This is a genomic window from Mucilaginibacter sp. P4_A11 (genome assembly GCF_056402535.1).
Window position 1 is genome coordinate 92200 of record NZ_JBFUHE010000012.1, and the last position, 23660, is coordinate 115859.

Annotated in this window: 14 protein-coding genes and 1 pseudogene; 10 read left to right on the forward strand and 5 right to left on the reverse strand. The window is 44.2% G+C overall.

Annotation, left to right across the window (positions count from 1 at the left end):
- Positions 1 to 355: 355 nt before the first annotated feature.
- From AC1DUD_RS21670 to AC1DUD_RS21685, 4 genes are read left to right on the forward strand one after another with little or no spacing between them, the layout of a single operon-like run.
- Positions 356 to 3655, forward strand: a complete 3300-nt coding sequence (locus AC1DUD_RS21670) for a SusC/RagA family TonB-linked outer membrane protein (RefSeq protein WP_477378243.1) — start codon at positions 356 to 358, stop codon at positions 3653 to 3655.
- Positions 3656 to 3673: 18 nt separating this feature from the next.
- Entirely contained in the window at positions 3674 to 5593 is a 1920-nt protein-coding gene (locus tag AC1DUD_RS21675) for a RagB/SusD family nutrient uptake outer membrane protein (protein ID WP_477378245.1), read from the forward strand.
- Between the two features lie 51 nt (positions 5594 to 5644).
- Positions 5645 to 6874, forward strand: a complete 1230-nt coding sequence (locus AC1DUD_RS21680; RefSeq protein WP_477378247.1) for a DUF4959 domain-containing protein — start codon at positions 5645 to 5647, stop codon at positions 6872 to 6874.
- Between the two features lie 19 nt (positions 6875 to 6893).
- Positions 6894 to 8105: a DUF5000 domain-containing lipoprotein gene (locus AC1DUD_RS21685; RefSeq protein ID WP_477378249.1), complete on the forward strand. Its 1212-nt coding sequence runs from the start codon at positions 6894 to 6896 to the stop codon at positions 8103 to 8105.
- 180 nt (positions 8106 to 8285) lie between these two features.
- On the opposite strand, the pseudogene AC1DUD_RS21690 reads toward AC1DUD_RS21685, so the two are convergent.
- Both AC1DUD_RS21690 and AC1DUD_RS21695 read right to left on the reverse strand, forming a co-directional pair.
- Positions 8286 to 8717: pseudogene (locus AC1DUD_RS21690) on the reverse strand (DUF6886 family protein); the annotation flags it as partial.
- A 343-nt stretch (positions 8718 to 9060) separates the two neighbouring features.
- Positions 9061 to 9957: an AraC family transcriptional regulator gene (locus tag AC1DUD_RS21695; RefSeq protein ID WP_330859683.1), complete on the reverse strand. Its 897-nt coding sequence runs from the start codon at positions 9955 to 9957 to the stop codon at positions 9061 to 9063.
- 207 nt (positions 9958 to 10164) lie between these two features.
- Here AC1DUD_RS21695 and AC1DUD_RS21700 point away from each other — a divergent pair, with 207 nt between their 5' ends.
- The 5 genes from AC1DUD_RS21700 to AC1DUD_RS21720 all read left to right on the forward strand — a co-directional run bounded on the left by AC1DUD_RS21700 (position 10165) and on the right by AC1DUD_RS21720 (position 20242).
- On the forward strand, positions 10165 to 11223 hold the full coding sequence (locus tag AC1DUD_RS21700) for an aldose epimerase family protein (protein WP_477378252.1): 1059 nt from the start codon (positions 10165 to 10167) through the stop codon (positions 11221 to 11223).
- Complete coding sequence (locus AC1DUD_RS21705) at positions 11220 to 13181, forward strand: glycoside hydrolase family 97 protein (RefSeq protein WP_477378254.1); 1962 nt, start codon at positions 11220 to 11222, stop codon at positions 13179 to 13181. The genes AC1DUD_RS21700 and AC1DUD_RS21705 overlap by 4 nt, the downstream gene beginning before the upstream one ends.
- A 121-nt stretch (positions 13182 to 13302) precedes the next feature.
- A complete protein-coding gene (locus AC1DUD_RS21710; RefSeq protein ID WP_477378256.1) occupies positions 13303 to 14661 on the forward strand; it encodes a sugar porter family MFS transporter in 1359 nt (452 codons plus the stop codon).
- Between the two features lie 14 nt (positions 14662 to 14675).
- On the forward strand, positions 14676 to 18014 hold the full coding sequence (locus tag AC1DUD_RS21715) for a DUF5107 domain-containing protein (RefSeq protein ID WP_477378258.1): 3339 nt from the start codon (positions 14676 to 14678) through the stop codon (positions 18012 to 18014).
- A gap of 14 nt (positions 18015 to 18028) precedes the next feature.
- Positions 18029 to 20242, forward strand: a complete 2214-nt coding sequence (locus AC1DUD_RS21720; RefSeq protein ID WP_477378260.1) for an alpha-galactosidase — start codon at positions 18029 to 18031, stop codon at positions 20240 to 20242.
- A gap of 291 nt (positions 20243 to 20533) precedes the next feature.
- On the opposite strand, the gene AC1DUD_RS21725 is transcribed toward AC1DUD_RS21720, so the two are convergent.
- Complete coding sequence (locus AC1DUD_RS21725) at positions 20534 to 21013, reverse strand: hypothetical protein (protein WP_477378262.1); 480 nt, start codon at positions 21011 to 21013, stop codon at positions 20534 to 20536.
- A 19-nt stretch (positions 21014 to 21032) separates the two neighbouring features.
- On the reverse strand, positions 21033 to 22031 hold the full coding sequence (locus tag AC1DUD_RS21730) for a hypothetical protein (RefSeq protein ID WP_477378264.1): 999 nt from the start codon (positions 22029 to 22031) through the stop codon (positions 21033 to 21035).
- A gap of 277 nt (positions 22032 to 22308) precedes the next feature.
- Between AC1DUD_RS21730 and AC1DUD_RS21735 the strand changes: the two genes are divergently transcribed.
- The gene (locus AC1DUD_RS21735; RefSeq protein ID WP_477378266.1) at positions 22309 to 23100 is read left to right on the forward strand and encodes a helix-turn-helix domain-containing protein; all 792 of its coding nucleotides are present in this window, start codon (positions 22309 to 22311) and stop codon (positions 23098 to 23100) included.
- Positions 23101 to 23119: 19 nt separating this feature from the next.
- Here the strand turns inward: AC1DUD_RS21735 and AC1DUD_RS21740 are convergent, their stop codons facing one another.
- The gene (locus AC1DUD_RS21740; protein WP_477378268.1) at positions 23120 to 23614 is read right to left on the reverse strand and encodes a DUF6265 family protein; all 495 of its coding nucleotides are present in this window, start codon (positions 23612 to 23614) and stop codon (positions 23120 to 23122) included.
- Between the last annotated feature and the right edge of the window lie 46 nt (positions 23615 to 23660).

Sequence of the window (23660 nt, forward strand, 5' to 3'; positions counted from 1 at the left end):
CTTTTTATATGTTTTATCCATTTTAAATTTTACGATACTCGTATACATTTACAAAACCAATTAGTAAAATCAAACGCAAAAAATTATGAAAAGAAGCTCTACTTCCTTAATACGGCGAAACTGTCGTTGCTACAATTAAAATTTACCGAAGCCGAATAAGTCCGGTAACTCATCATGCCATTTCGGCCAAATGATATTATTAGCTATTATTTAATTTTTCTATTAGTGTTGGTTGCTTAACTATTTAATCAATGGTTAAGGTAACCCGGCATGGAAATGCTATGGACTTAAGCGACCGAAAATTTGATTTTGAAAAATCCGGCTAACCCTAAATAATTTATATGAACCCAATTTTATGAAACCATTTTACAGTTACGATCAATTTCCTGTGAAAAGAGGCAGGCAGCAAAGCTATCTTTTCATTGGTCGGTTATTAATGCTTTTGATATTATTTTGTTTTGCCATGAATGTACATGCGCAAAATAAGATCACTGTTATCGGGCAGGTGACCGATACCCTTGGCGTAAAAATTCCCGGCGCCAACATTATTGCCGAAAATGTTAAGAATGTAGGTACAACGTCTGATATCAACGGTCGGTTTGTACTTGAAGTAGCGGCTGGTACAAGTCTTAAAATCTCGTTTGTTGGTTTCATTGACCAGCATATTGTTGTTACTGCCGATGATCAACATGTTACCGTCAGACTTAAAGAGCAAAAGCTCCTTGCCGAAGAAGTAGTAGTAACAGCCTTTGGTAAAAAGGAACGCAAGGAAGCCCTTGTTGGTTCAGTTACCAGTATCAAACCCGGCGAATTGAAGATCCCGGCAAGTAACCTAACCAATGCGCTTGCAGGCCAGGCGGCAGGTATTATCGCCTATCAGCGCAGCGGCCAGCCGGGACAGGACAATGCCTCGTTCTTTATAAGGGGTGTAACCACTTTTGGCTACAAACGCGATCCGTTGATTTTGATCGATAATGTGGAGCTTTCAACCAATGATCTTGCCCGTTTAAATGTTGACGACATTGCCAGTTTTTCGATATTGAAGGATGCAAGTGCTACCGCACTTTACGGTGCCCGCGGTGCAAACGGTGTCATTTTGGTTGCTACCAAAGAAGGCAAGCAAGGGCCGGCCAAACTGAGTTTCCGTTCGGAGTTTTCATCATCGCAGGCAACGCAAACACTCAACTTGGTTGATCCTATTCAGTACATGACTTTGTTTAACGAAGCATTGCTTACCCGCAACCCTACCTTGCCGCTCAAGTACCCGCAAAGCCAGATCAACAATACCATTAACACCATCAACAACGCGCCCGGCAGTAATCCTTATGTATACCCCGCGGTTGATTGGTTTGGCATGTTATTTAAAAAGCGTGCTACTACCCAGCGTAATGATTTGAATATTAGTGGCGGTGGCCCTACTGCCCGTTATTATATAGCAGGTTCGTATAATCTTGATAACGGCGTTTTGCGTACTGATATCCGTAATAACAATAACAACAACGTTAATTTTAAAAACTACCAGTTACGCTCAAACATAAACATCAACCTAACCAAAACTACCGAGATTATTGTAAGGCTTTCGGGTACTTTCAGCGAGTATAATGGGCCTATCACTACGGATGGGTCTTTCGCTTCAGATCTGTACAACGTGGCCATCCACACCAGTCCGGTTGATTTTCCGGCTTACTATCAGCCCGATGCGGCTAACGCCAACGTGCAGCATATTTTATTTGGCAACGTAGGTTTGGCTGGCAGTACCGATAATAATATCCAGTTTAATAATCCTTACGCCTCGTTGCTCAGGGGGCATAAAAACTCGTCCGAGTCAAGAATGTCGGCACAGTTTGAGTTAAACCAGGATCTGAAGTGGCTTACCGATGGTTTAAAGTTCAAAACCATTTTCAACACCAACAGGTATTCATACTTTGATTCGCAATTATCGTATTCGCCATTTTATTATAACATCGGCAGTTATGATAAGGATACCAATCAGTACACGCTGCAATGGCTTAACCCCAAACCAACAGGCAACAACGTACCAACCGAGTACTTAAACTTTAGCCGAAGCATCCCAAATGCTAATACTTTTTTCTACCTGCAAACGGCATTGGAGTATAATAAGGCCATTGGCAACGGGCATAATATCAGCTCAACTTTAATTGGTACCGCGCAGCAAACGCTTTATTCAAGCGCTGTCGATCCGCGTACCAATACTACCACATTGCCTTACTCACTGCCCTTCCGCAACTTGGGTTTGGCCGGCAGGTTAACCTACTCCTACAAAAGCAGATATTTTGTTGAAACCAACTTCGGTTATAATGGCTCCGAGCGTTTTTCGGCAAATCACAGGTATGGTTTCTTCCCAACTATCGGCGGCTCATGGGTTGTATCTAACGAAAAATTCTGGGATCCGTCAATCATTGATCGTTTAAAGATCCGTGGCAGTTATGGTAAGGTGGGTAATGATGCTATCGGTTCACAGCGTTTCTTCTACCAGTCGGATGTATTGCTGAACGAGGGTTATAACTATGCCCAGTTTGGTATCAATAACCAATATGAGCGTAAAGGCGTTACCATCCGCAACTATGCCAACCCTGATGTAACCTGGGAAACCTCTAAACAAACCAACCTTGCGGTTGAAGCTACGCTGTTCAAAAATTTCAATTTTGTGGCCGAGTTTTACCGTAATAACCGTTATGATATTTTACAGGAGCGTAAAAATACGCCAACAAGCGAGGGACTGGAGTCAACCACCAGCGCTAACTTAGGCAAGGTGGATTCAAAAGGTGTCGATCTTTCACTTGATTATAAGCAAAGTTTCAGCAATACCGGCTGGGCGCAGATCCGCGGTAACTTTACATACTCAACCAACAGGTATAAATACATTGAAGAGCCCGATTATAAAGAGCCATGGAGGCACTTTATCGGTCAGCCTATAAGCCGCGGTTACGGTTACATTGCCGAGCGTTTATTTGTTGACGATCAGGAGGCCCGTAATTCACCTACCCAGATCTTTAAAGGGGCCGATGCCTACGGTAACGCCGTAAACGGTATTTTACCACAAGGCGGCGATATCAAATACCGCGATTTAAATGGTGATGGTAAGATCGATTACCTTGATCAGGCCTTTATCGGTTACCCAACCACGCCCGAAATTGTTTACGGGTTTGGTTTCTCGGGAGGATATAAAGGCTTCGATATGTCGGCCTTCTTCCAGGGGCAGGCAAGGGTATCGTTCTTCATCGACCCGAACAAGGTGAGCCCTTTTATCCCCAGCAACGAAAAGTATATCTACGGTAACACCCAGGTATTGCAGGATTTTGCCGACAGTCACTGGAGCGAGGAGCACCAGGACCTGTACGCCCTTTACCCGCGTTTAGGTACCACGCTGTCATCCGAGTTGAACAACCTGCAATCAAGCAGCTGGTGGCTGCGCGATGGTAGCTTTCTGAGGCTCAAATCGGTTGAATTTGGATATACGCTGCCAAAAGGTGTTTCAAAGTCATTGCACGTAACAAGCTGCCGCATTTACTTTAACGGCTTAAACCTGGTTACCTGGAGCCCTTTCAAGGGCTGGGACCCTGAGCTTGGCGGTAACGGCTTTGCATACCCGATTCAAAAAGTGTTTAACCTGGGCTTAAACGTGAGTTTATAACCCTAAAACGGATTTGAAATGAAAAATTTAAGATCATACTATAAAATAATGCTGCTGGCTGCTTTGGCTACCATGGGCCAGTCATGCAAAAAATACCTGGATATTACCCCGGATAATGTAGCCACGCTTGATTACACATTCAGGAACCGCAACGAGACTGAAGACTACCTGTTTAGCTGTTACTCAACCATGCAGCACCTGAACGATGTGGTGAACAACCCGGGTTTTGTGTATTCGTCAGAGATCGTATATCCCAACAACCTTAACGATCACTTTTTTAACGAATCGGGCTTTAACCTCATCAGAGGTTTGCAAATAAGCTCAGATCCGGCCCTTAATTATTGGGACGGTACAAACGGCGGTCAGCAATTGTTTCAGGCCTTAAGGCGCTGTAATATCATGCTGGAGAATATTGATAAGCCCATTGACCTGAGCGCTTCGGAGAAAAAGCGCTGGATAGCCGAAACCAAGTTCCTGAAAGCTTACTATCATTACTATCTGATCAGGATGTACGGGCCGATGCTGCTCATCAAAGAAAACTTCCCGATAACTGCCAGTGCCGAAGAGGTGAAGCGCAAACGGGCATCGGTTGATGAAGGTTTTGATTATGTGGTATCGCTGCTTGACGAAGCCATTCCTGACCTGCCGCCGGTTATCGAAAATCAAGCTGTTGAGTTTGGCCGGATCACGAAGTTTATTGCTATGTCGGTAAAGGCCGAAATACTGGCAACCCAGGCAAGCCCATTGTTTAATGGCAATCCGGATTATGCCAACATTAAAGATCACGATGGCAAAGCGCTTTTTTCGGCCAGTTATGATGCCACCAAATGGCGTAAAGCCGCCGATGCCTGCAAAGCCGCTATAACCGAATGCGAAGCGCAGGGCCTGAAGCTTTATACCACCGCGCCAACTGTGAACGTAGGCACCATATCAGATAAGCTGAGCCGCATTTTAACCCTACAGAATGATATCACCGAAAAATGGGAGCAAAACCCTGAACTTATCTGGGCTTTAAACTACGGGTTTACTTATCAAAACTTTACTATACCAAGGCTTACATCGGAGGCGGCTGGTTTGGCATCAAGTAATCCGGGTACCTTTGCGGTGCCTATTCAAACTGCCGAGTTGTTTTATACCGATAACGGCGTGCCCCTTAATGAAGATAAAAGCTGGGATTATGCCAATCGTTACGCCATTCAAACCGGCGATGACGCCAGCAAGCCGCTTATTCAATCGGGCTATGCCACCGCAAGGGTCCATTTTAACCGCGAGCAGCGATTTTACGCTGATATCGCTTTTGATGGCGGTATTTGGTTTGGTAACGGCAAGCGCAACGAAAGTGAGGCTTATTATGTTAATGCCCGGGGTCCATATGCACTGGCCGGTCCTAAAAGCTTAACGGCTACCAATATTACCGGTTACTGGCCTAAAAAGCTGGCTAACTACCTAACTGTTTACACCAACCTGTTCACTACAGAAAATTACCATCTGCCGGTAATGCGTTTATCGGGCTTGTACTTGTTATATGCCGAAGCACTGAATGAAGCCGAAGGGCCTACAGCTGAAGCTTATAGCTACATTGACAGGGTAAGAGCAAGGGCTGGTTTAAAAGGTGTACAGGAATCATGGGCCAATTACTCAAAAAATCCATCGAAACCAGCCTCAAAAGAAGGCCTGCGCCAAATCATTCACCAGGAACGCCGTATTGAGCTTTGTTTTGAAGCACAAAGCGGCTGGGACCTGCGCCGCTGGAAAGAGCTGCAGGATGTGCTGAGCAAACCATTGCAGGGCTGGAACGTAAATGAAGGCAATGCCGAAAATTACTACCGTCCGCTAACTGTTGTACGGCCTGTATTTGGTATTAAGGATTATTTATGGCCCATAAGCACCAATGACCTCATTGTGAATAATAACCTTACGCAAAACCCTTACTGGTAGGAGCGCCATTTTATTGAACAATTAAGATGATCCATATTTAAAATATAAATTATGAAAAAGATTAATAACCGCAGATGGCTTGGTAGTTTACTACTGGTACCGGTTTTACTCGTGATGCTCATCGTTTCATGCAAAAAAAATGAATCGGGCATTGAAGTGGTATCAAACGACACTACTAAACCGGGCGTGGTAACCAACGTAAAAGTTGAAAATTTAAATGGTGCAGCCAGGTTAACATACACACTGCCCAATTCAAAAAACCTGTTATACGTACTGGCCAGCTATAATATCAATGATAAAATAACCCGCGAAACGAAGGCCAGCTACTATACCGATACCATTATGGTTGATGGTTTTGCCCGCGCCAAAGAGTACGAGGTTACTTTGTACGCTGTGAGCAGGGCCAATATCAAATCAGACCCTATAGTAGTTAAGGTTAGTCCTAAAACACCTAATTATCTGTTGATAAATGACAACCTGGATATTACTCCAGATTTTGGCGGCGCTAACTTTTTTGGCTTTAACCCTAACAAAGTGCCGGTAGCCATACACGTATTATCGTTTAACGACAAAAAGAATAAGTATGATGAGCAGGACCCGCAGTACCTGAGCACAGATACAGTAAACCTTTCGGTTCGTGGTTTTGACGCTACGCCTAAAAAGTTTGGTGTATTTACTACCGATAGGTTTGGCAACGTGTCAGACACGGTATTTAAAACTCTTACCCCGCTGTTTGAAACCTTGCTTGATAAAAGTAAGTTTTATACGTATCACCTTGCAAGTGATAGCCCTATAGGTTTTGGCTGGGTATTTAAAAACCTGTTTGATGGTAATACCGGCGAGCCGGGCTGGCACACTGATCCCGCGCCAACAAACCAGGGTACATTAGGATTAGGCATGAATGCCAAACTAAGCCGTTTTGTATTGTGGGAGCGTTTGAGCGGTATTTTTGGATATCAAAATATCAGGCAGATGACACTTTGGGGTAGCAGCAGCGATGCACCGCAGGATTCCACGCTGCCGCTAAGCTCAGCACCGGGCACCGTATCCGGCGATTGGGTTAACCTGGGCAACTTTACCTATCCTAATCCGCCGTCGGGCTTGCCTCCAAACCAGGCCAACGCTTCCGACCAGGCCTTTGTTGCCGCGGGCGTTAACTTCAAGATCGACATCAGCGCGCCGGCAACCAAATTTATCAGGCTGCAATGCACTCAAACCTGGGGCGGGCTCAATTATGTGAATGCGCTTGAAATTTCATTTTACGGTAACCCATTGCAATAACAGTTAAATATTAAAAGAAATGAACATCAGACACAATATAGCTGCTTTCTTTTTGGTAGGTATTGCAATGCTCGGTTGCAAAAAGTACGATAAGGATTACAAAAATTATTTAGATAACCATGAAATAACCTACCCCGGTTTGGCAAGCGGGGTGAACTTTCATCCCGGTAATTTAAGGGCTGTGCTGGTTTGGCACCCAAGTCCTGATCCGAGTATTAAAAATTACAAGATCACCTGGAACAATGGTACCGATTCGTTGATAGTAGATGCCACAACACATAGCCCTGCAGATTCGATCAGCGTATCGATCCCTGATTTGAAAGAATACGTTTACAGCTTCAGGCTCACAGCGCACGATAATGCAGGCAATTCATCGGTTGGGCAGGATGTAAATAACGTGCGGGTGTATGGCGCGGTTTACCAGGCAAGTCTCCTGAACCGTTCGTATAATACCGCTAACCCTTTTCAGGTAAATGATAATGGTTCGGTAAGGCTTTTTTTTAATAAGGCGGATACCGGTAATGTTTCAACCACTATTAAGTACATCAATACAGCAGGGGCCGGGGCAACAAAAGAGCTTAGTGTAGATAGCAGCGGTATAACGCTAACAGATCTTAAACTGGGAACAAATATCCAATACCGCTCATCATACAAACCAACAACGGATGCGGTTGATGTGTTCAATACAACATCTTTCGATGATTTTCCGAAGATCTATGGGACAGTAGAGTGTGATAAATCATTGTTTAAAGCCTATAATCTGCCTACCGATATTCCATCGGCATACGGCTGGGAAACTTATAACCTGTGGGATAAGAGTACCAATGAGCCGGGCTTTCATACACCGGGAACGAGTATGCCGCAATGGTTTACATTTGACATGGGCCAACAGGCATCGCTGGCTAAAATGAAGATCTGGCAGCGTACTTCGGCGTTATATAATGTAGGTAATCCGAAAAGGTTTGAGATCTACGGCAGCAACAGCCCGAGCTCGGATGGCAGTTACAACAGCTGGACAAAGCTGGCAAGCTTTACTTCGGTTAAGCCTTCGGGATTGCCTGTGGGACAAAACACCCAGGCCGATGCCGACTTTGCAGCAGCTGGCGAACCGTTCAACTTCCCTGCCGACTTGCCTGCATACCGTTACATCAGGTTCAAAGTACTGGAAACCTGGGGCGGAACAAATTATTTCCACCTCATAGAACTGACTATGTATAAAGTGGATAAATAAAACCTTGGTTTGGTTTAATAATGGCAAATTCCCGTTGTTTCAATTGAAGCAGCGGGATTTGTAGTTTTTACCCTTTACCCATGGCAAGTTAAAAAATGGGTGTCATGCTGAGCTTGTCGAAGCATGGTGGGTAGGGCCTCTGCGCGCGACCCTTCGACAAGCTCAGGGTGACAGCCCACTTTATTTACTCCAATTCACCCTCTTCGCATTCCGCATCCTGATCAACGAAAACTGAAGGCTCGAATCGCGCACAGCATCTGCAATATCAATTAACGATGGCATAAACCGCAGCTCAATATCCCGGTTTAACAACGTGGCCATAATATCATCAATAATGGTCACTGCTATCGGCACAACAGGTTTATAGGATACGTAGTATCCCGCACAATCATCTATCAGCATAAAATCATCCGGTAAAAACTCGTAGCAGTACAGCGTAGTTTCTTTGATTTGCTGATACCAACCGCTTTCAACAGCAACAACATGACTGGCCGTTGTATTGCCCATGAACTTTTGCTTATCTGCATCAGTAGTATTAGTCCCTGCATAAAATGTTACCCTCGGGCAATCGCGGGGCAGCAGGTAATTATGCAGTAACTGATCGCTGATGGCAAAACAACATCGCCTGTAATGTTTTCAAAATGAGATGGGGAAGGACGAGGGGTAAATATGCTGATACCGGGCTGTTCGCTGATATGGAAAAGTCGGGGTTTGGGCGGGTGCATAGCCAAGTTTTTGGTAGAGACGCATAATTGCGTCTCCCGTATGCAAATTACGTTTGATTCACCAACACGGCAAACGATTTTCCAAACGGATGATTCCGCTCTTGCAAGTCGGCTTGTCCTGCGGGAGATGCATGTGATGCGTCTCTACAAAAAAACTTCATTGCCGTCGGTTTTTAACCGACGGGGAAAAGATAACCGGCAACCGGCTTTAGCCAAAATCTTCGCCTGGTCTACCGCTTATGCGTTTTTCGATATTTTGATGGCGACATGCCGCTCAACTTGGTAAACAACCTCGAAAAGTAATACGGGTCATCAAAGCCCAGGTCCGAGCAGATCTCCTTGATACTCCTGTCGGTAAAGTAAAGATACTGGCACGATGCCTGGATCTTGAGCAGGTTAAAATAGTTGATAGGCGATGAACCTGTTTTTTGCTTAAACAGGCGTAAGTAATGTGAGGCCGAAATGCCCTGCTGTTTAGCCAAATGGATCACCTCAAATTTTTTACTGATATGCTTTTTCATGTAAGCGATGGAGTTGCTCACAGAATCGTTATCGTAATCAACCGGGTTGGTTTGCTTATAGTAAACCAGTGAAGAGATGAAATTGAGCAGGTTGATATTTACGATCTCCATTTCCTTTTCGTGGTAGCTGTGTTCAAGTACGGCGTAAATTTGTTCGTAAAGCTTTATCCGGCTGTTATCATAAGGAATGGATTGTACCACAGGCTGCCCGTTTTGAAGCGAGCGCTCATAAATGAACTGTGAATTTAAGCCGCTGAAATGCACCCAATAAATACTCCAGGGCGTGGTTTCAGAGCTTTGATAGCGATGGCCCACATTACGCGGAATAATGAAAAAAGTATTGGGTTTCAAAACATGGTGCTGCCCGTTCAAATAAACATAGCCTTCTCCATCAATACAGTAAAGTAAAATATACTCGTTGCTGCCGGCCCGGCGCTCCCAATCATGATAGGCGGCCTTTGGATAATAGCCTATCGCCGTTAGGTAGAAGCCTTTGGTCAAAGGGTTATTGGTAATGGTTTTTTTGATGTTGGGCGGTAATACGATCTTTTTTTGACCGATGAAGCCTTCTTTTATCTTTTTTTTAGGTTCGGCTATCACATTCATAGCTTAATGGTTAATTGGTGTTTAAAGATATTTATTTTTTATTGAAAGCAAGTTCTTTAGCCGTCTTTATATATGATAGTATTATCCATCACTTTCTGAAAATTATCCATTTTTTTAACCGCTGTTTCATAGTAGGTTTACCGAAACCAATTAAGCACAGAAACCAGTAACGGTGATTATCCGGCTGTTTTGATGAAGTTGAAACACATGAATAAACAATTTAAATATCCGTACGCAGTTAATACCACATCCCGTTTATGGGGGCAATACGAGGGGCACAATGTTTACCTTTTCAAAATAGAAAACGAAACAGGGGCCTATGTTGAGCTTACCAATTATGGTGCGGCCATTGTGTCGGTTGTGGTGCCCGACAGGCATCAGCAGCTCGAAAACGTGGTGGTTGGTTTTCCTGATCTGGACGGATATTTAAGCGATACCTGCTACATTGGCTCAACTATTGGCCGTTATGCCAACCGCATCAGCAGGGTGAAATTTCAGTTTGAAGGCGAAACTTACCAGCTGGACGCTAACGACGGGAAAAATTCCAACCACGCGGGCAAAAGTGGTTTTAACTACAGGGTATTTACTGCCGAAACTATTGAAAATGGTGTAGTGATGGCCCTTACCAGTCCCGATGGAGATGGTGGTTATCCAGGTACATTGCAGCTTACTATTACCTACACCTGGAGTGCCGGTAACGAACTGCTGATCAATTATAAAGCTATTACTGATAAAACTACGATAGCCAACTTTACCAATCATGCCTATTTTAATCTCTCGGCATTTAAAAGTAAGATATATAACCATAGGCTTACCATATCATCGGAATCTATTGTCGATTCGTACGAAGATTATACGCCGAGCGGGGCTATTATACCTGCCAGGCAAAAGGCTTTTAGCAATAATAAACTGAGCGATAAATTTAAAATAGATGAAAGCCGGGTTGAAGGGCTTAACCTGTTTTATATCATCGATACCAAAGCTGAAGAGAACGAATTTGCTTACGCCGCTCTTTTAACCGATGAAGAATCGGGCCGTACGCTCAAAGTATATACTGATTATCCCGGCGTGTTCCTGTACACTGGCGATTATTTAAGCAGCACCTCGCCAACCCATACCGGTAAGCCGGCAAAACCGTTTGATGCCCTTTGCCTGGAATGCCAGCATTATCCGGATAGCATTAACCATCCCAATTTCCCGCAGGCCATATTACAGGCAGGCGATGTTTACGATCAAAGCATTTTATACAAGTTCGGCACTATATGAAAAAAACTACCCTGATATTTTTTATCCTGTCTGCTTTTACCCTTGGAGCATCGGCGCAAAGTTACACGGTTAAATCGCCCGATAATAACCTGAAACTGGAGCTTAAGGTGAACGACAGCATTAGTTATTCATTGACTTATAAAAACAGCCAGCTGATCTCGCCATCGGCCATCGGTCTGAAGTTGGATAAAACTACCCTTGGTGCAAATGCCAAAGTATTGGGCACCAAGCCATCAACGGTAAATAAAACTATCCGCCCGTTGTATGGTAAGGCTGCTGTGCTTACCGATAATTATAACGAATTAGCTATCAGTTTTGCAGGGAACTATAAGCTGCTTATCCGCGCTTATAACGAAGGTGTTGCTTACCGTTTTGTTACCGATTTAAAAGATTCGGTTAAAGTAATGAGCGAGCAGGCCGGTTTTAACCTGAAAGGCTCGCCCGGCACTACCATTGCCGAAACGGATAACTACACCGCCTGGGAACTGGCTTATAATCAATACAAATCCATCAGCGAAGTAAAAGAAGATAAACATGCCATTACCCCTGCATTGTACAGTTACAACAATGGTGTGAAATTGGTTATTGCCGAAGCCGACCTGTTTGATTACCCCGGCATGTACGTTAAAAAGAAAAACGGCAATATCACAAGCGAATGGGCTGGCTATCCGGCTACCACAAAAATGGGCAGCTGGGGCGATTTTGTATCGTTAGTAACCTCGCGTGAAAATTATATCGCCAAAGAACCCGGCAAAAAAGAGTACCCATGGCGTGTGCTTATCGCTACCGATGATGATAAAACTTTACTGAATAACCAGCTCATTTACAAATTATCAAAGCCGTCGGTATTGGAAAATACAGCCTGGATAAAACCCGGAAAGGCAGCCTGGGAGTGGTGGCATGATGCTATCCTGCCCGGTGCGCCTATTCCATCGGGTATGGAAAACCGGAGTACCCAACTGTATAATTTTTATACCGATTTCGCTGCCAAAAACAAACTGGAGTACATGATGATAGATGCAGGCTGGAGCGATAATTACGATGTTAAAAAACCTCTTCAAAAAACAGATATCCGGGCTGTAATTCAGCACGCTAACGAAAAACATGTAGGCATCTTTGTATGGTGCGTAGCTTCGCCTTTGTTGAAAGATCTGGATGCTAATCTGGATTATCTGAAAGAGATCGGCGCAGTAGGTATCAAGGTCGATTTTTTTGACCGCGACGATCAGCAGGCTATCAAATGGCTGCAGGTAATTGCCGAAGGTGCTGCCAAAAGACATTTAATGGTCGATTTTCACGGTTGTTCAAAACCAACCGGCCTACAACGCACCTATCCAAATATTGTGAATTACGAGGCTGTGCGCGGACAGGAATGTTCAAAATGGGATTTTACCACCAACCCGGTGCATCATACTACTTTTCCTTTTATCAGGATGCTGGGTGGTCCGCTGGATTATACGCCGGGATCTATGCGCAACAAATCAAAAGATACATTTAAGCCGATAGCTGAGGGTTTGCCATCAACACAGGGCACCCGTTGTCATGAACTGGCCATGTTTGTGGTGTTTGATCAGCCCTTAGCTGTATTCTGCGATTCGCCGACCGAGTATGAAAAGTACCCGGACATCGAACAATACCTATCGGCCGTGCCGACTGTGTTCGATGAAACTAAACCGCTGGACGCCAAAGTAGGCGAATACATCGCGATAGCAAAAAAGAAAGGCAGCGACTGGTACGTGGGCGCTATGACCAATTGGGATGCAAGGGACATCAATGTTGATTTCTCCTTTTTGCCTGCCGGAGTTAATTATACTGCCGACCTGTACTCTGACGCTGCCGATGCAGATAAGAATGCCGAAAAATACGAGCATAAAACCATCACCGTTAACCGCTCAACCAAGTTAAACCTGAAGCTGGCATCGGGTGGCGGCGCAGTAGTTCACCTGCACGGGAGGTAAGGCAGGAGCTGAAAGCCGAAGGCTTAAAGCTGAAAGCTGAAAGCAAAAGGTGCGATGCTCTATATTTAGTAAAGAGTTAATTAAAGTAAATTTATAAAGAGAAGAAGCTAACCAATATAAAATGACCATCGATTTGAAAAAAGAAATTAAGTTTAACAGCAGCTATATTATAGGGATCTCCTTTATATCGGCACTGGGCGGCTACCTGTTCGGCTTTGATTTTGCTGTAATATCTGGTGCGCTGCCGTTCCTTCGTAAAGAATTTGGGCTCGACCCTATTTGGGAAGGATTCCTGACCGGTTCATTGGCACTGGGCTGTATTTTAGGCTGTATCATTGCCGGTAGTATTGCCGAAAAATTTGGCCGCAAGCCGGGCCTGATGATTGCCGCGTTCATCTTCGCGGTATCGTCATTGGCTATTTCGGTATCAACATGGCTTGCCTATTTTATTACGATGCGCTTTGCGGCTGGCGTTGGCGTAGGCATGGCATCCATGCTTTGCCCCATGTACATTGCCGAGATTTCGCCGGCCAAAGTACGCGGACGTAACGTGGCTATCAATCAGCTTACGGTAGTGCTGGGCATCCTGATCACCAATCTGTGTAATTACTTTTTGGCAGATACCGGCCACAATGCCTGGCGATGGATGTTTGGCCTGGGTACTGTACCTGCAGTAGTTTTTATGCTGGGTGTATTGTTCCTGCCCGAAAGCCCAAGATGGCTCATGAAAGTAGGCAGGAATGAAGATGCCGAAAAGGTGCTTTACAAAATAGGCCCTGAAGAGTTTGTTACCGCTACTCAGGAAGCCATTGAAAAGTCATTGAAAGGAGGGACAGGCAAGCAATCATACCGCGCAGTATTTGAAAAAGCCGTACGCCCCGCTGTGCTGATAGGGATTACATTGGCAGTGTTTCAGCAGTTTTGCGGCATCAATGTGGTGTTTAATTATACCTCAACCATCTTCGCTTCGGTAGGTTCAAGCCTTAACCAGCAGCTTTTTGAAACTGTTTCTATCGGCATAGTTAACCTGGTGTTTACGCTGCTTGCTATGTGGCAGGTTGATAAACTTGGCCGTAAGCCATTGATGCTCATTGGCTCCTTAGGATTGTCGATATTTTATATTGTATTGGCATACCTGCTGCAAAATCACTTGTCGGCTAAACTGGTGTCGGTTTTTGTGTTACTGGCCATCAGTACTTACGCGCTTTCACTTGCGCCTATCACCTGGGTGCTCATTTCGGAGATCTTCCCTAATAAAATTCGCGGCGCTGCATCAACAGTGGCCATTGTATCGTTATGGGGAGCCTATTTTATACTGGTGTTCACCTTTCCGATCCTGGCTAAGGTATTGGGTACTTACGGGCCGTTCTATATGTACGCGGTGATCTGCTTTCTGGGCTTTTTGTTTGTACTGAGGAAAGTGAAGGAAACCAAAGGCCAAACCCTTGAAGAGTTAGAAGAAAATTTAATAAGACATTAATAATTGTAAGCTACATGAATAATTTGGATGTAAATGTTTGGGAAGAAAAGGTAATTATCCCAACCTACGGTATAGGCAAGCCCGATAAAAACCCCATGTTTTTTGAAAAGCGGGTTTACCAGGGCAGCAGCGGTAAGGTATACCCTAACCCTGTTATCGAAAAAATTTACGACGAAAAGGAAGATAAGGAATACACAGGCCTGTACCTGGAGAATAAATACCTTAAAGTGCTGATCCTGCCTGAGCTTGGCGGCCGGATCCAGACAGCTTATGACAAGATCAAAGACCGTCATTTTATTTACCACAACCAGGTGATTAAACCGGCGCTGGTAGGCTTAACTGGTCCCTGGATTTCGGGCGGTATTGAGTTTAACTGGCCGCAGCACCACCGCCCAAGTACATTTGAGCCGGTTGATTATAAGATTGAAGAAAATGCTGACGGCAGTAAAACCGTTTGGGTTAACGAGGTAGAGCGCATGTTCCATACCAAGGGCATGGCCGGTTTTACCCTGCACCCTGATAAAGCTTACATCGAAATAAAAGCGAAACTGTATAACCGCTCGGCCCTGCCGCAAACCTTTTTATGGTGGGCAAACCCGGCTGTAAAGGTGAATGACGATTACCAGTCGGTTTTTCCGCCTGATGTGAACGCGGTATTTGACCACGGCAAGCGCGATGTATCAACTTTCCCAATTGCTACTGGTACTTATTACAAAGTTGACTATTCGCCGGGTACGGATATTTCGAGGTATAAAAATATCCCGGTGCCAACATCGTACATGGCTATCAACTCCAACTACGATTTTGTAGGCGGATATGAGCATGATAGCCAGGCCGGTTTGCTGCACGTAGCCAATCATCATGTATCGCCCGGTAAAAAACAGTGGACCTGGGGCCATAGCGATTTCGGTGTTGCGTGGGACAGGAACCTGACGGATGAGGATGGCCCATACATTGAGCTGATGACCGGAATGTTTACCGATAACCAACCAGATTTTACCTGGTTGATGCCGCATGAAGAAAAGCATTTTACCCAGTACTTTATGCCATACCGTGAACTTGGTGTAATTAAAAATGCTACTAAAGATATCCTGGTGGCGCTGAATTATGAAGATGGCAAACTGCTGTTAAAAGTATATGTAACCGGCGAACAAAATAACCTTAACATCAAACTACAGCACGATGGTAAGTTATTGCTAAGCGAAAATGCTTCTATCGTACCGGAGCAGGTTTTTGTAAGGGATATAGCCGTTAAAAACATCGATGAAAACCTTTTATTGCTAACCGTACATTCAGAGGCTGGCAAGGAGCTTATTAAATACGATGCGGCAAGCAATAAGCTTAACAACATTCCGGAAGCTGCCAAACCGGCTTTACTGCCTGCCGATGTGGAAAATAACGAGCAGTTGTTTTTAACCGCGCAACATCTGGAGCAGTACCGTCATGCTACCTACAGCCCGGTACCTTATTATGAAGAGGCTTTACGCCGCGATCCAAAAGATCTCCGTAACAACAATGCCCTGGGTTTATGGTACCTGCGCCGCGGGCAGTTTGCTAAAAGTGAGCCATACTTCCGCAGGGCGGTTGAAACCATTACCCAGCGCAACCCTAACCCTTACGATAGCGAGTGCTATTATAATTTAGGTTTGGCGTTGAAGTTTCTTGGTAAAAAGGATGAAGCTTATAAAACATTTTACAAAGCCACCTGGAGCAATGCCTGGAAAGACAGCGGCTACTTTTCGGTAGCACAGATTGACCTGGAAAACGGCGATTATGAACTGGCGCTTGACCATTCGTTGTCATCTTTAGACAGGAACGCCAACAACAGTAAAGCTTATGTTTTACGCTCCGCGGCTTTCCGCAAACTGGAACGGTTTGAAGAGGCTGTTGAAGTTGGTGTTGCAGCTATTAAGAGGGATGCCTTTAACTTAGGCGCTTTGTTTGAACTGGTATATGCTTACAAAGCTTTGGGCAATGAAGAAAAAGCCATGAACAGCCTTAATGAATTGACCAAACTATCACGGGGGTATTACCAAAACTATATTGAGTACGCACTTGATTATGCTAATGCGGGACTATATGAGGAAGCTACCGACCTGCTGAATTATGCTGTGAATGGTGATGCTACCAGTCCTATGGTGTATTATTATCTCGGTTATTTTGCCTGTCAGTTGGGTAATAATGAACAGGCATCAGCGTACTTTAAACTGGCTTCGGCGGCTGATTCATACCTGTGTTTCCCCGACAGGCTCGAAGATATCAGCGTGTTGAAACTGGCCGCTGCCTTAGTGCCAGCCGATGCCAAAGCGCCTTATTACTTAGGCAACCTGTTTTATGATAAACTGCAGTATGACGATGCCATTGCAGCCTGGGAAGCATCGGCACAACTGGATGATACTTTCCCAACTGTATTCAGGAATTTGGGCATAGCTTATTACAACAAGCGCAACGACCCGGCAAAAGCTTTAACATGCTTTGAAAAAGCCTTCGCGCTGGATATAACCGATGCCCGCATCTTGATGGAGCTTGATCAGCTATACAAAAAGCTGAACCACCCTGCCGATGCTCGCCTGAAATTTGTAGAAGCTAACCTGGAAACTGCCAAACTCCGCGACGATGTTTATTTGGAGCGCGCAACCCTGTATAACTTTTTAGGCGAACACCAAACGGCTTTTGAACAAGTGACGCAAAGGACTTTCCATCCATGGGAGGGAGGCGAAGGCAAGGCTTCGGGCCAGTATGTTGCATCATTGGTTGAAATGGCCAAGCAAAATATCCGTGATGGTAAAAATAACGAGGCCATTGAACAACTAAATCAAGCACAAACTTATCCGCATAATTTAGGCGAGGGCAAGTTGTTCGGCACGCAGGAAAATGATATCTTTTATTGGTTAGGTAAGGCCTATGAAAACCTGCAGCAAACCGAAGAAGCTAAGGCTTATTTTGAGAAAGCAGCCATCGGTTTGGAAGATCCCACAGCGGCAGTTTTTTACAACGATCAGCAGCCCGATAAGATCTTTTATCAGGGTTTAGCTAAAAAATGTCTCGGTGACAGTACATCGGCAGAGCGTATCTTCAAAAAACTGCTTAATTATGGTATTGGGCACATGGATGATAACGTAAAAATTGATTACTTTGCCGTCTCGCTGCCAAATTTGCTCATTTTTGAAGATGATCTGCAGGTAAGGAACAGGGTGCATTGCTACTTTTTACAGGGACTGGGATATCTCGGTTTACATGATTTTGAGCATGCACAAAAGTCCTTTACCGAAGTTCTGAAACTCGACGCCGGGCACTTTGGGGCGAGGATCCATCAAAACATGATAAACCAAATTACCGAAGTAGCCGGTTAAACCAAAAATCACACGTGAGAACTACTCAAAGAAAAACTTTACCACTGGGCCTGCTTTTTGCAGGCTCAATGCTGTTGGCCGGCAGGGCGGCAGCGCAGGATGTAACAATCCCCGTTGAAACACAACACAACGCTATCGTATTGCAAACCGATGCCGAAAAACACCTGAACATGGTGTACCTCGGCGCAAAGCTTGCCAACACAGCCGAGTATGCCCGCATCCGGAAAATGTACAAACAGGCCGATGATTCGGGTGTACAGAATGATGTTTATACGCCATCAGGATCGGCCAGTCTTGGCGAACCTGCCATTACCGTTACCCATGCCGATGGTAATAAATCATTAAACCTGGCCTATGTAAGCCATACGGTTAGCAAGGTTGATGATGATATTTCACTATTGGTGGTTACCATGAAAGATCCTGTTTACGATTTTGAGGTAAAGCTTTACTACAAAACCTATTTTAAAGAGGATGTTACCGAACAATGGTCGGTGATAAAACATAATGAAAAAGGAATAGTAACGCTTGATAAATATGCATCTGCCAACCTGAGCTTAAAAGGTAATACTACCGGCGGTTTTTGGTTGAAACAATACCACGGCAACTGGGCCATGGAAATGCAGCCTGAAGAAGCAAGGTTAACTCACGGTATTAAAACTATCGACAGTAAACTGGGTACCCGTGCCAATTTATACGAGCACTCGATGTTCATGGTATCGATGGATAAACCTGCTACCGAGGATGAAGGCAAAGTACTTTACGGCGCTTTGGAATGGTCGGGCAATTTCAGGGTTGATTTTGAGCTGGATGTGGCCAATAACCTGAAAATTATTGCAGGTATTAACAATGCTGCTTCCGAGTACCATTTAAAGCCGGGTGCTGAATTTGCAACCCCAGCTTTCCTGTACACCTATTCGGATCATGGTAAAGGTGATGCCAGCCGCAAGCTGCAAAGCTGGGCCCGTAAATACAAAATTGTTGACGGCGAAGGCTCAAGGCTTACGTTGCTCAATAATTGGGAATCCACTTATTTCGATTTTAATGAGAGCAAGCTTGCAGGCTTGTTAAAAGATACCAAAAAGCTTGGTGTCGACTTATTTTTACTGGATGATGGCTGGTTTGGTAACAGCCACCCGCGTAATGGCGACAACGCCGGTTTGGGCGATTGGCAGGAGAACAAACAAAAGCTCCCTAACGGTATCAGCTCATTGGTAAAAGAAGCGCAGGCCAATGGCGTAAAATTCGGCATCTGGATTGAGCCGGAGATGGTTAACCCTGCCAGCGATCTGTATAAAGCGCATCCTGATTGGGTGATCAAACAACCAAACCGCCCTGAAAAGTATTTCAGGAACCAGCTGGTGCTTGATTTGGCCAATCCTAAAGTGCAGGATTTTGTATTTGGCGTGGTTGATAACTTGTTCACCAAAAATCCCGATTTGGCTTACATTAAATGGGATTGTAACGCGGTTATCTACAATGCTTATTCGGCTTATTTGAAAAAAGACCAGTCGCACATTTATGTTGATTATGTGAACGGTTTGTACAACGTGTTGAAACGTGTTCGTGCTAAGTATCCTAAAGTGCCTTTGATGCTTTGCTCAGGCGGTGGTGGCCGTGTTGATTATGGTGCACTGCAATACTTTACCGAGTACTGGCCAAGTGACAACACTGATCCGCTGGAGCGCGTGTTTATCCAGTGGGAATATTCATTCTTCTATCCGGCAATCACCAGTTCAAATCACGTAACCGATTGGGGCAAACAGCCAATTAAATACCGTGTGGATGTGGCTATGATGGGTAAAATGGGCTTTGATATTGTGATTGGTAAACTGAGCGAAGGCGATCTGAGCTTCTGCCAGTCGGCCCTGAAAAATTATGATGCACTGAAAGATGTGATCTGGCATGGCGATCAGTACCGTTTATCATCACCGTGGGATAACGACGCGGCTTCTATCATGTATGTAAATACTGATAAATCAAAAGCGGTAATGTTCAATTATTTGGTGAATAACCGTTACGGCTCAGGCAGCAAAGTACCTGTACGCCTGAAAGGCCTCGACCCTAACAAAAAATACCGTGTAAAAGAGATCAACCTTTACCCTGGCACTGGTTCGGTGTTAGGAAACGAAGATTTAACCTTTACCGGCGATTTCCTGATGAACGTAGGTATCAATCCTGAAGCCAGTACTTACCATACCAGTGTGGTACTGCAGTTGGAAGCGATCTGATAGGAACGATTTAAAACAAGAAAGGGAGCGGCTTGCCGCTCCCTTTCTTGTTTTATGAACTGGTCGAAGTTTAGCGATAGCGTGACTTCGACCTAAAATGGGTCAAGCTTTCAGCTTAACTTGACAAATAATCAATAGTCCATCGCTGCCGCAAGGCTTTGCCTTGTGGCCCGTATGCAAGGTGTTCATTGCATCACCTTATCATCTTACTTCATATAGCAAACAAACTCGTCATCGCGTATCTTAATTAGCACATTTACCACAAGGCGCAGCCTTGCGGTAAATGTGCTTTTATTTAAGGCGATGTAGATGCTTGAGTTGCTTGATCAATTCTTTATAATTTCGTGTCGAAAAGGTATCTATTGTTAGTTTCTTCCCATTGATAAGCATAATTGTTGCTTTTGAGCCGGTATGAATAAGAATTTTGTTTCCCCGTGTCGTGCTTTCAACTTTGAAAGGTTTTTCGGTAACTGTTTCAATGCTGGTTAAGTGGATTGTATGCTTTAAAAATAAAAAAGGTCTTTTTACAATTAATGTTTTTTGGGTTAATTCAAATGATCGCACTGTTAACAATGTAATTAGAGAACCAATTGCAGCAAAAGCAAAAAAAGCGCTAAGTATATAAAAGGCTGTTTTCGATGAGTCTTCTATATGTTTATTGCCCGAATTGCATATCAGCCATGTAATCCAGCCAAAAAAGCCCACGCCTGATATACAGGTTATAAATGCTCCTAAGCTCGGTTTTGCAATTACAAGAGGTGTTTCATTCATATATTATGAGTACTATTTATTACCTCAACTTCTTCGTCATATCAAAATGCTCAACTCTCGCCGAACTTAGCGGAAGTTTGCTACAGGCAGAATAAAAAATATAATCTTTATCCTCGGTAATTCCCGGAAGCAGTTTGTTGATAACCTTCCCAATCTGCGTGTTTTCGTTTTTTACCGCGTTGGTATCGGCAATGTTTACCTTGGTGGCATAATAAATTACCGGGAACCAGCCATGACTGTTCTTTTGATTGGCTAACCGGAACACCCTCGGTTCTCCTGCAACACCATCAATTACCACCGGGAAACGATATTGCTTTACCGTTGCTTCGGCAGCATCCTGGAATAATTTGCCTGCATCGGTATCATGCAGATATTGCCAGTAATCATTAGGGGCGGTACATTGTAAAGACAGCTCGAGTGTTAAACGGGCATCGGCAAAATGCTGTTTGTTGTATTTTTCTTTTCCCTGTTCAAAAAGCTCGGGCGCCGTTTTACCGTTGATCTTATAGGTATTTACATTTACTGAGATTAGCTTCCAGCCATAATTGTATTTAGCATACATGGCGGTTATCATTTCCTGGTTAGGCAAGCTTTTATCCTTGGGCAAAAATAAGGCAATGTACATTTCATGGGTAATGCCATTGTAGATCATTTTATAGCTGTTAATGCCTGCCGACAGATTGCTTGCTGTATCTGTATTGCGATGTTTGTTTATAATGTAGTACTCGTCATAAATGTCATAATCGGTGGTTTTTGCTGCGTTGCCTACCAGTTCAATTTGCCGGAGGTTTGATTTATCCTGCAGCATCTCCTGTGATTCCATGTTGCCGATATCATCGCTGTTGTTGCTGCGCAGGTCATGAAGCAGTTGTTCATTAAGTTTGTGAAAATCGTCGCGTTTACCTCCGGGGATCTGGTCGTTTCGCCAGGCTCCGGGCTGTTTGATACAGCTTTGTAATGATATAGCCAGCAAGGTAAAGGAAATGAGCTTAATTGTGTTTGGGAATAGGGTTTTCATATTACCCGTAATGATATAAAAAAACGTCGAAAATTACCACCGCACAGGAGCAGCAAAACATGATTTTACTGTCGACGCTATTACCCGAACCGACAAATGGGTTTCCGAAAGTTGACAAGACTGACATTTTATTAAACAATCCTGCCAGTATAAAATAAATGGCTGTTTGTGTCATAAAAAATGGTTTCTTTTGGATTGGCCATTTCACAACCTGCGGCTATATCATATTACTTGCCTGGCATATTACAATACCCGGTGAAGAAGAACGAAAATTTGCATGGAAAACTTGAATGAGATTTTTGACTTGGAATACTTTTTTCACCTGTCGCCCGATTGGTTGTGCGTGGCCGGGTTCGATGGTTACTTTAAAAAAATTAACCCGGCTGTTTCAAGAACCTTAGGTTATACCGACAGCGAACTGTTTGCAAAGCCTATCGACTCGTTTGTTTATCCAGAGGATAGGAGCATCACCGCCAGTAAACGTGAGAGTATCAAAAAAAACAATCCGCTATATAATTTTGAGAACAGGTATCTAACCAAAAGCGGGGAAATAGTATGGCTTTCATGGACATCGATGCCGGTAAAAAGCCAGCAACTGGTTTTTGCCATCGCCAAAAATATTACCGATAAAAAGAAGCTGGAAGAATTTAGCAGGACCTCATTACTGTCGGCGCGAAACAGCGAAATACTGAAAGAGGGCGATCTTACCCGTACAGACCTCCTCAAGCCGATCAGCGAACTTTCCATTGCCGACCAGTTGTGGCTTTATGAACTTGAAACGCTGGTAAGAAAATACATTGGGAAAGTTGATTTGGGTATTGTGTTGCTGAGCAGCGAAATGGGCTTAAGTGAAAGACAGTTGCACCGGCGCATAAAAAATACTACAGGGGTTACACCTAATAACTACATCCGGAGGATCCGTTTACAGATGTCGATGGAAGCGATCAATAGCGGTAAGTACCGCACCGTTGCCGAAATATCTTACGTTGCCGGTTTTGAAACCCCAGCTTATTTCAGGAAACTGTTTAAAGAATTTTATGGCCGTGATGTAGCCGAATTACTGCAATGATATAAAAGTCGCTCATAGGCTATTGAACCCTTTTCATCGGGAACTGTATCGCCTTTAGCTTGCCTTTCCTTAGCCCTGATATTTCGGCCAGCAGTGAATCTTTAGTTATTTGGGTATAGGTTATCTTTTGAGGGAAATCATGTTCCGGGTTTTCAAACACCAGTTGTTTTTTGTTGCATGAAGTAAGTGCAAAAGTTACTGCCTTGCCGTTGTTTTGATTTTTTACTGTTGGGATATAGTAAAGCTTATCGGCGTGTTGTTCCAGCCTGATGTGCTCGGATGATACAGTATCTGCTCCAGCCAGTGAATAGCTTCTGCCAAGAAAGGTGGAATCATTAAGTTTTTTCCAGGTTTCAATATCCAATGTTTTTGCCGATTGATTTTTCCAGCTGCCAATGAGCCATTTTGCTTGCGCGATAGGATAGGATTTTTGTTGGGCATAAGAGCCAGTAAAAGCAAGTGTAATGCAGGCTGCAACCAGCAGTGATGATTTGATATGAGGAGGCAGGATCATAATCGACGATTGAGTAATTGAAGATACAAAACTTATAAACTCAGCG

What these genes read in the sequence shown, in the direction of transcription:
- AC1DUD_RS21715 (WP_477378258.1), top strand. Translation starts at nt 14,676, where the DNA reads ATGAATAATTTGGATGTAAATGTTTGGGAAGAAAAGGTAATTATCCCA.
- AC1DUD_RS21675 (WP_477378245.1), top strand. Translation starts at nt 3,674, where the DNA reads ATGAAAAATTTAAGATCATACTATAAAATAATGCTGCTGGCTGCTTTG.
- AC1DUD_RS21740 (WP_477378268.1), bottom strand. Translation starts at nt 23,614, where the DNA reads ATGATCCTGCCTCCTCATATCAAATCATCACTGCTGGTTGCAGCCTGC.
- AC1DUD_RS21685 (WP_477378249.1), top strand. Translation starts at nt 6,894, where the DNA reads ATGAACATCAGACACAATATAGCTGCTTTCTTTTTGGTAGGTATTGCA.
- AC1DUD_RS21735 (WP_477378266.1), top strand. Translation starts at nt 22,309, where the DNA reads ATGGAAAACTTGAATGAGATTTTTGACTTGGAATACTTTTTTCACCTG.
- AC1DUD_RS21705 (WP_477378254.1), top strand. Translation starts at nt 11,220, where the DNA reads ATGAAAAAAACTACCCTGATATTTTTTATCCTGTCTGCTTTTACCCTT.
- AC1DUD_RS21710 (WP_477378256.1), top strand. Translation starts at nt 13,303, where the DNA reads ATGACCATCGATTTGAAAAAAGAAATTAAGTTTAACAGCAGCTATATT.
- AC1DUD_RS21700 (WP_477378252.1), top strand. Translation starts at nt 10,165, where the DNA reads ATGAATAAACAATTTAAATATCCGTACGCAGTTAATACCACATCCCGT.
- AC1DUD_RS21680 (WP_477378247.1), top strand. Translation starts at nt 5,645, where the DNA reads ATGAAAAAGATTAATAACCGCAGATGGCTTGGTAGTTTACTACTGGTA.
- AC1DUD_RS21695 (WP_330859683.1), bottom strand. Translation starts at nt 9,957, where the DNA reads ATGAATGTGATAGCCGAACCTAAAAAAAAGATAAAAGAAGGCTTCATC.
- AC1DUD_RS21670 (WP_477378243.1), top strand. Translation starts at nt 356, where the DNA reads ATGAAACCATTTTACAGTTACGATCAATTTCCTGTGAAAAGAGGCAGG.
- AC1DUD_RS21730 (WP_477378264.1), bottom strand. Translation starts at nt 22,031, where the DNA reads ATGAAAACCCTATTCCCAAACACAATTAAGCTCATTTCCTTTACCTTG.
- AC1DUD_RS21725 (WP_477378262.1), bottom strand. Translation starts at nt 21,013, where the DNA reads ATGAATGAAACACCTCTTGTAATTGCAAAACCGAGCTTAGGAGCATTT.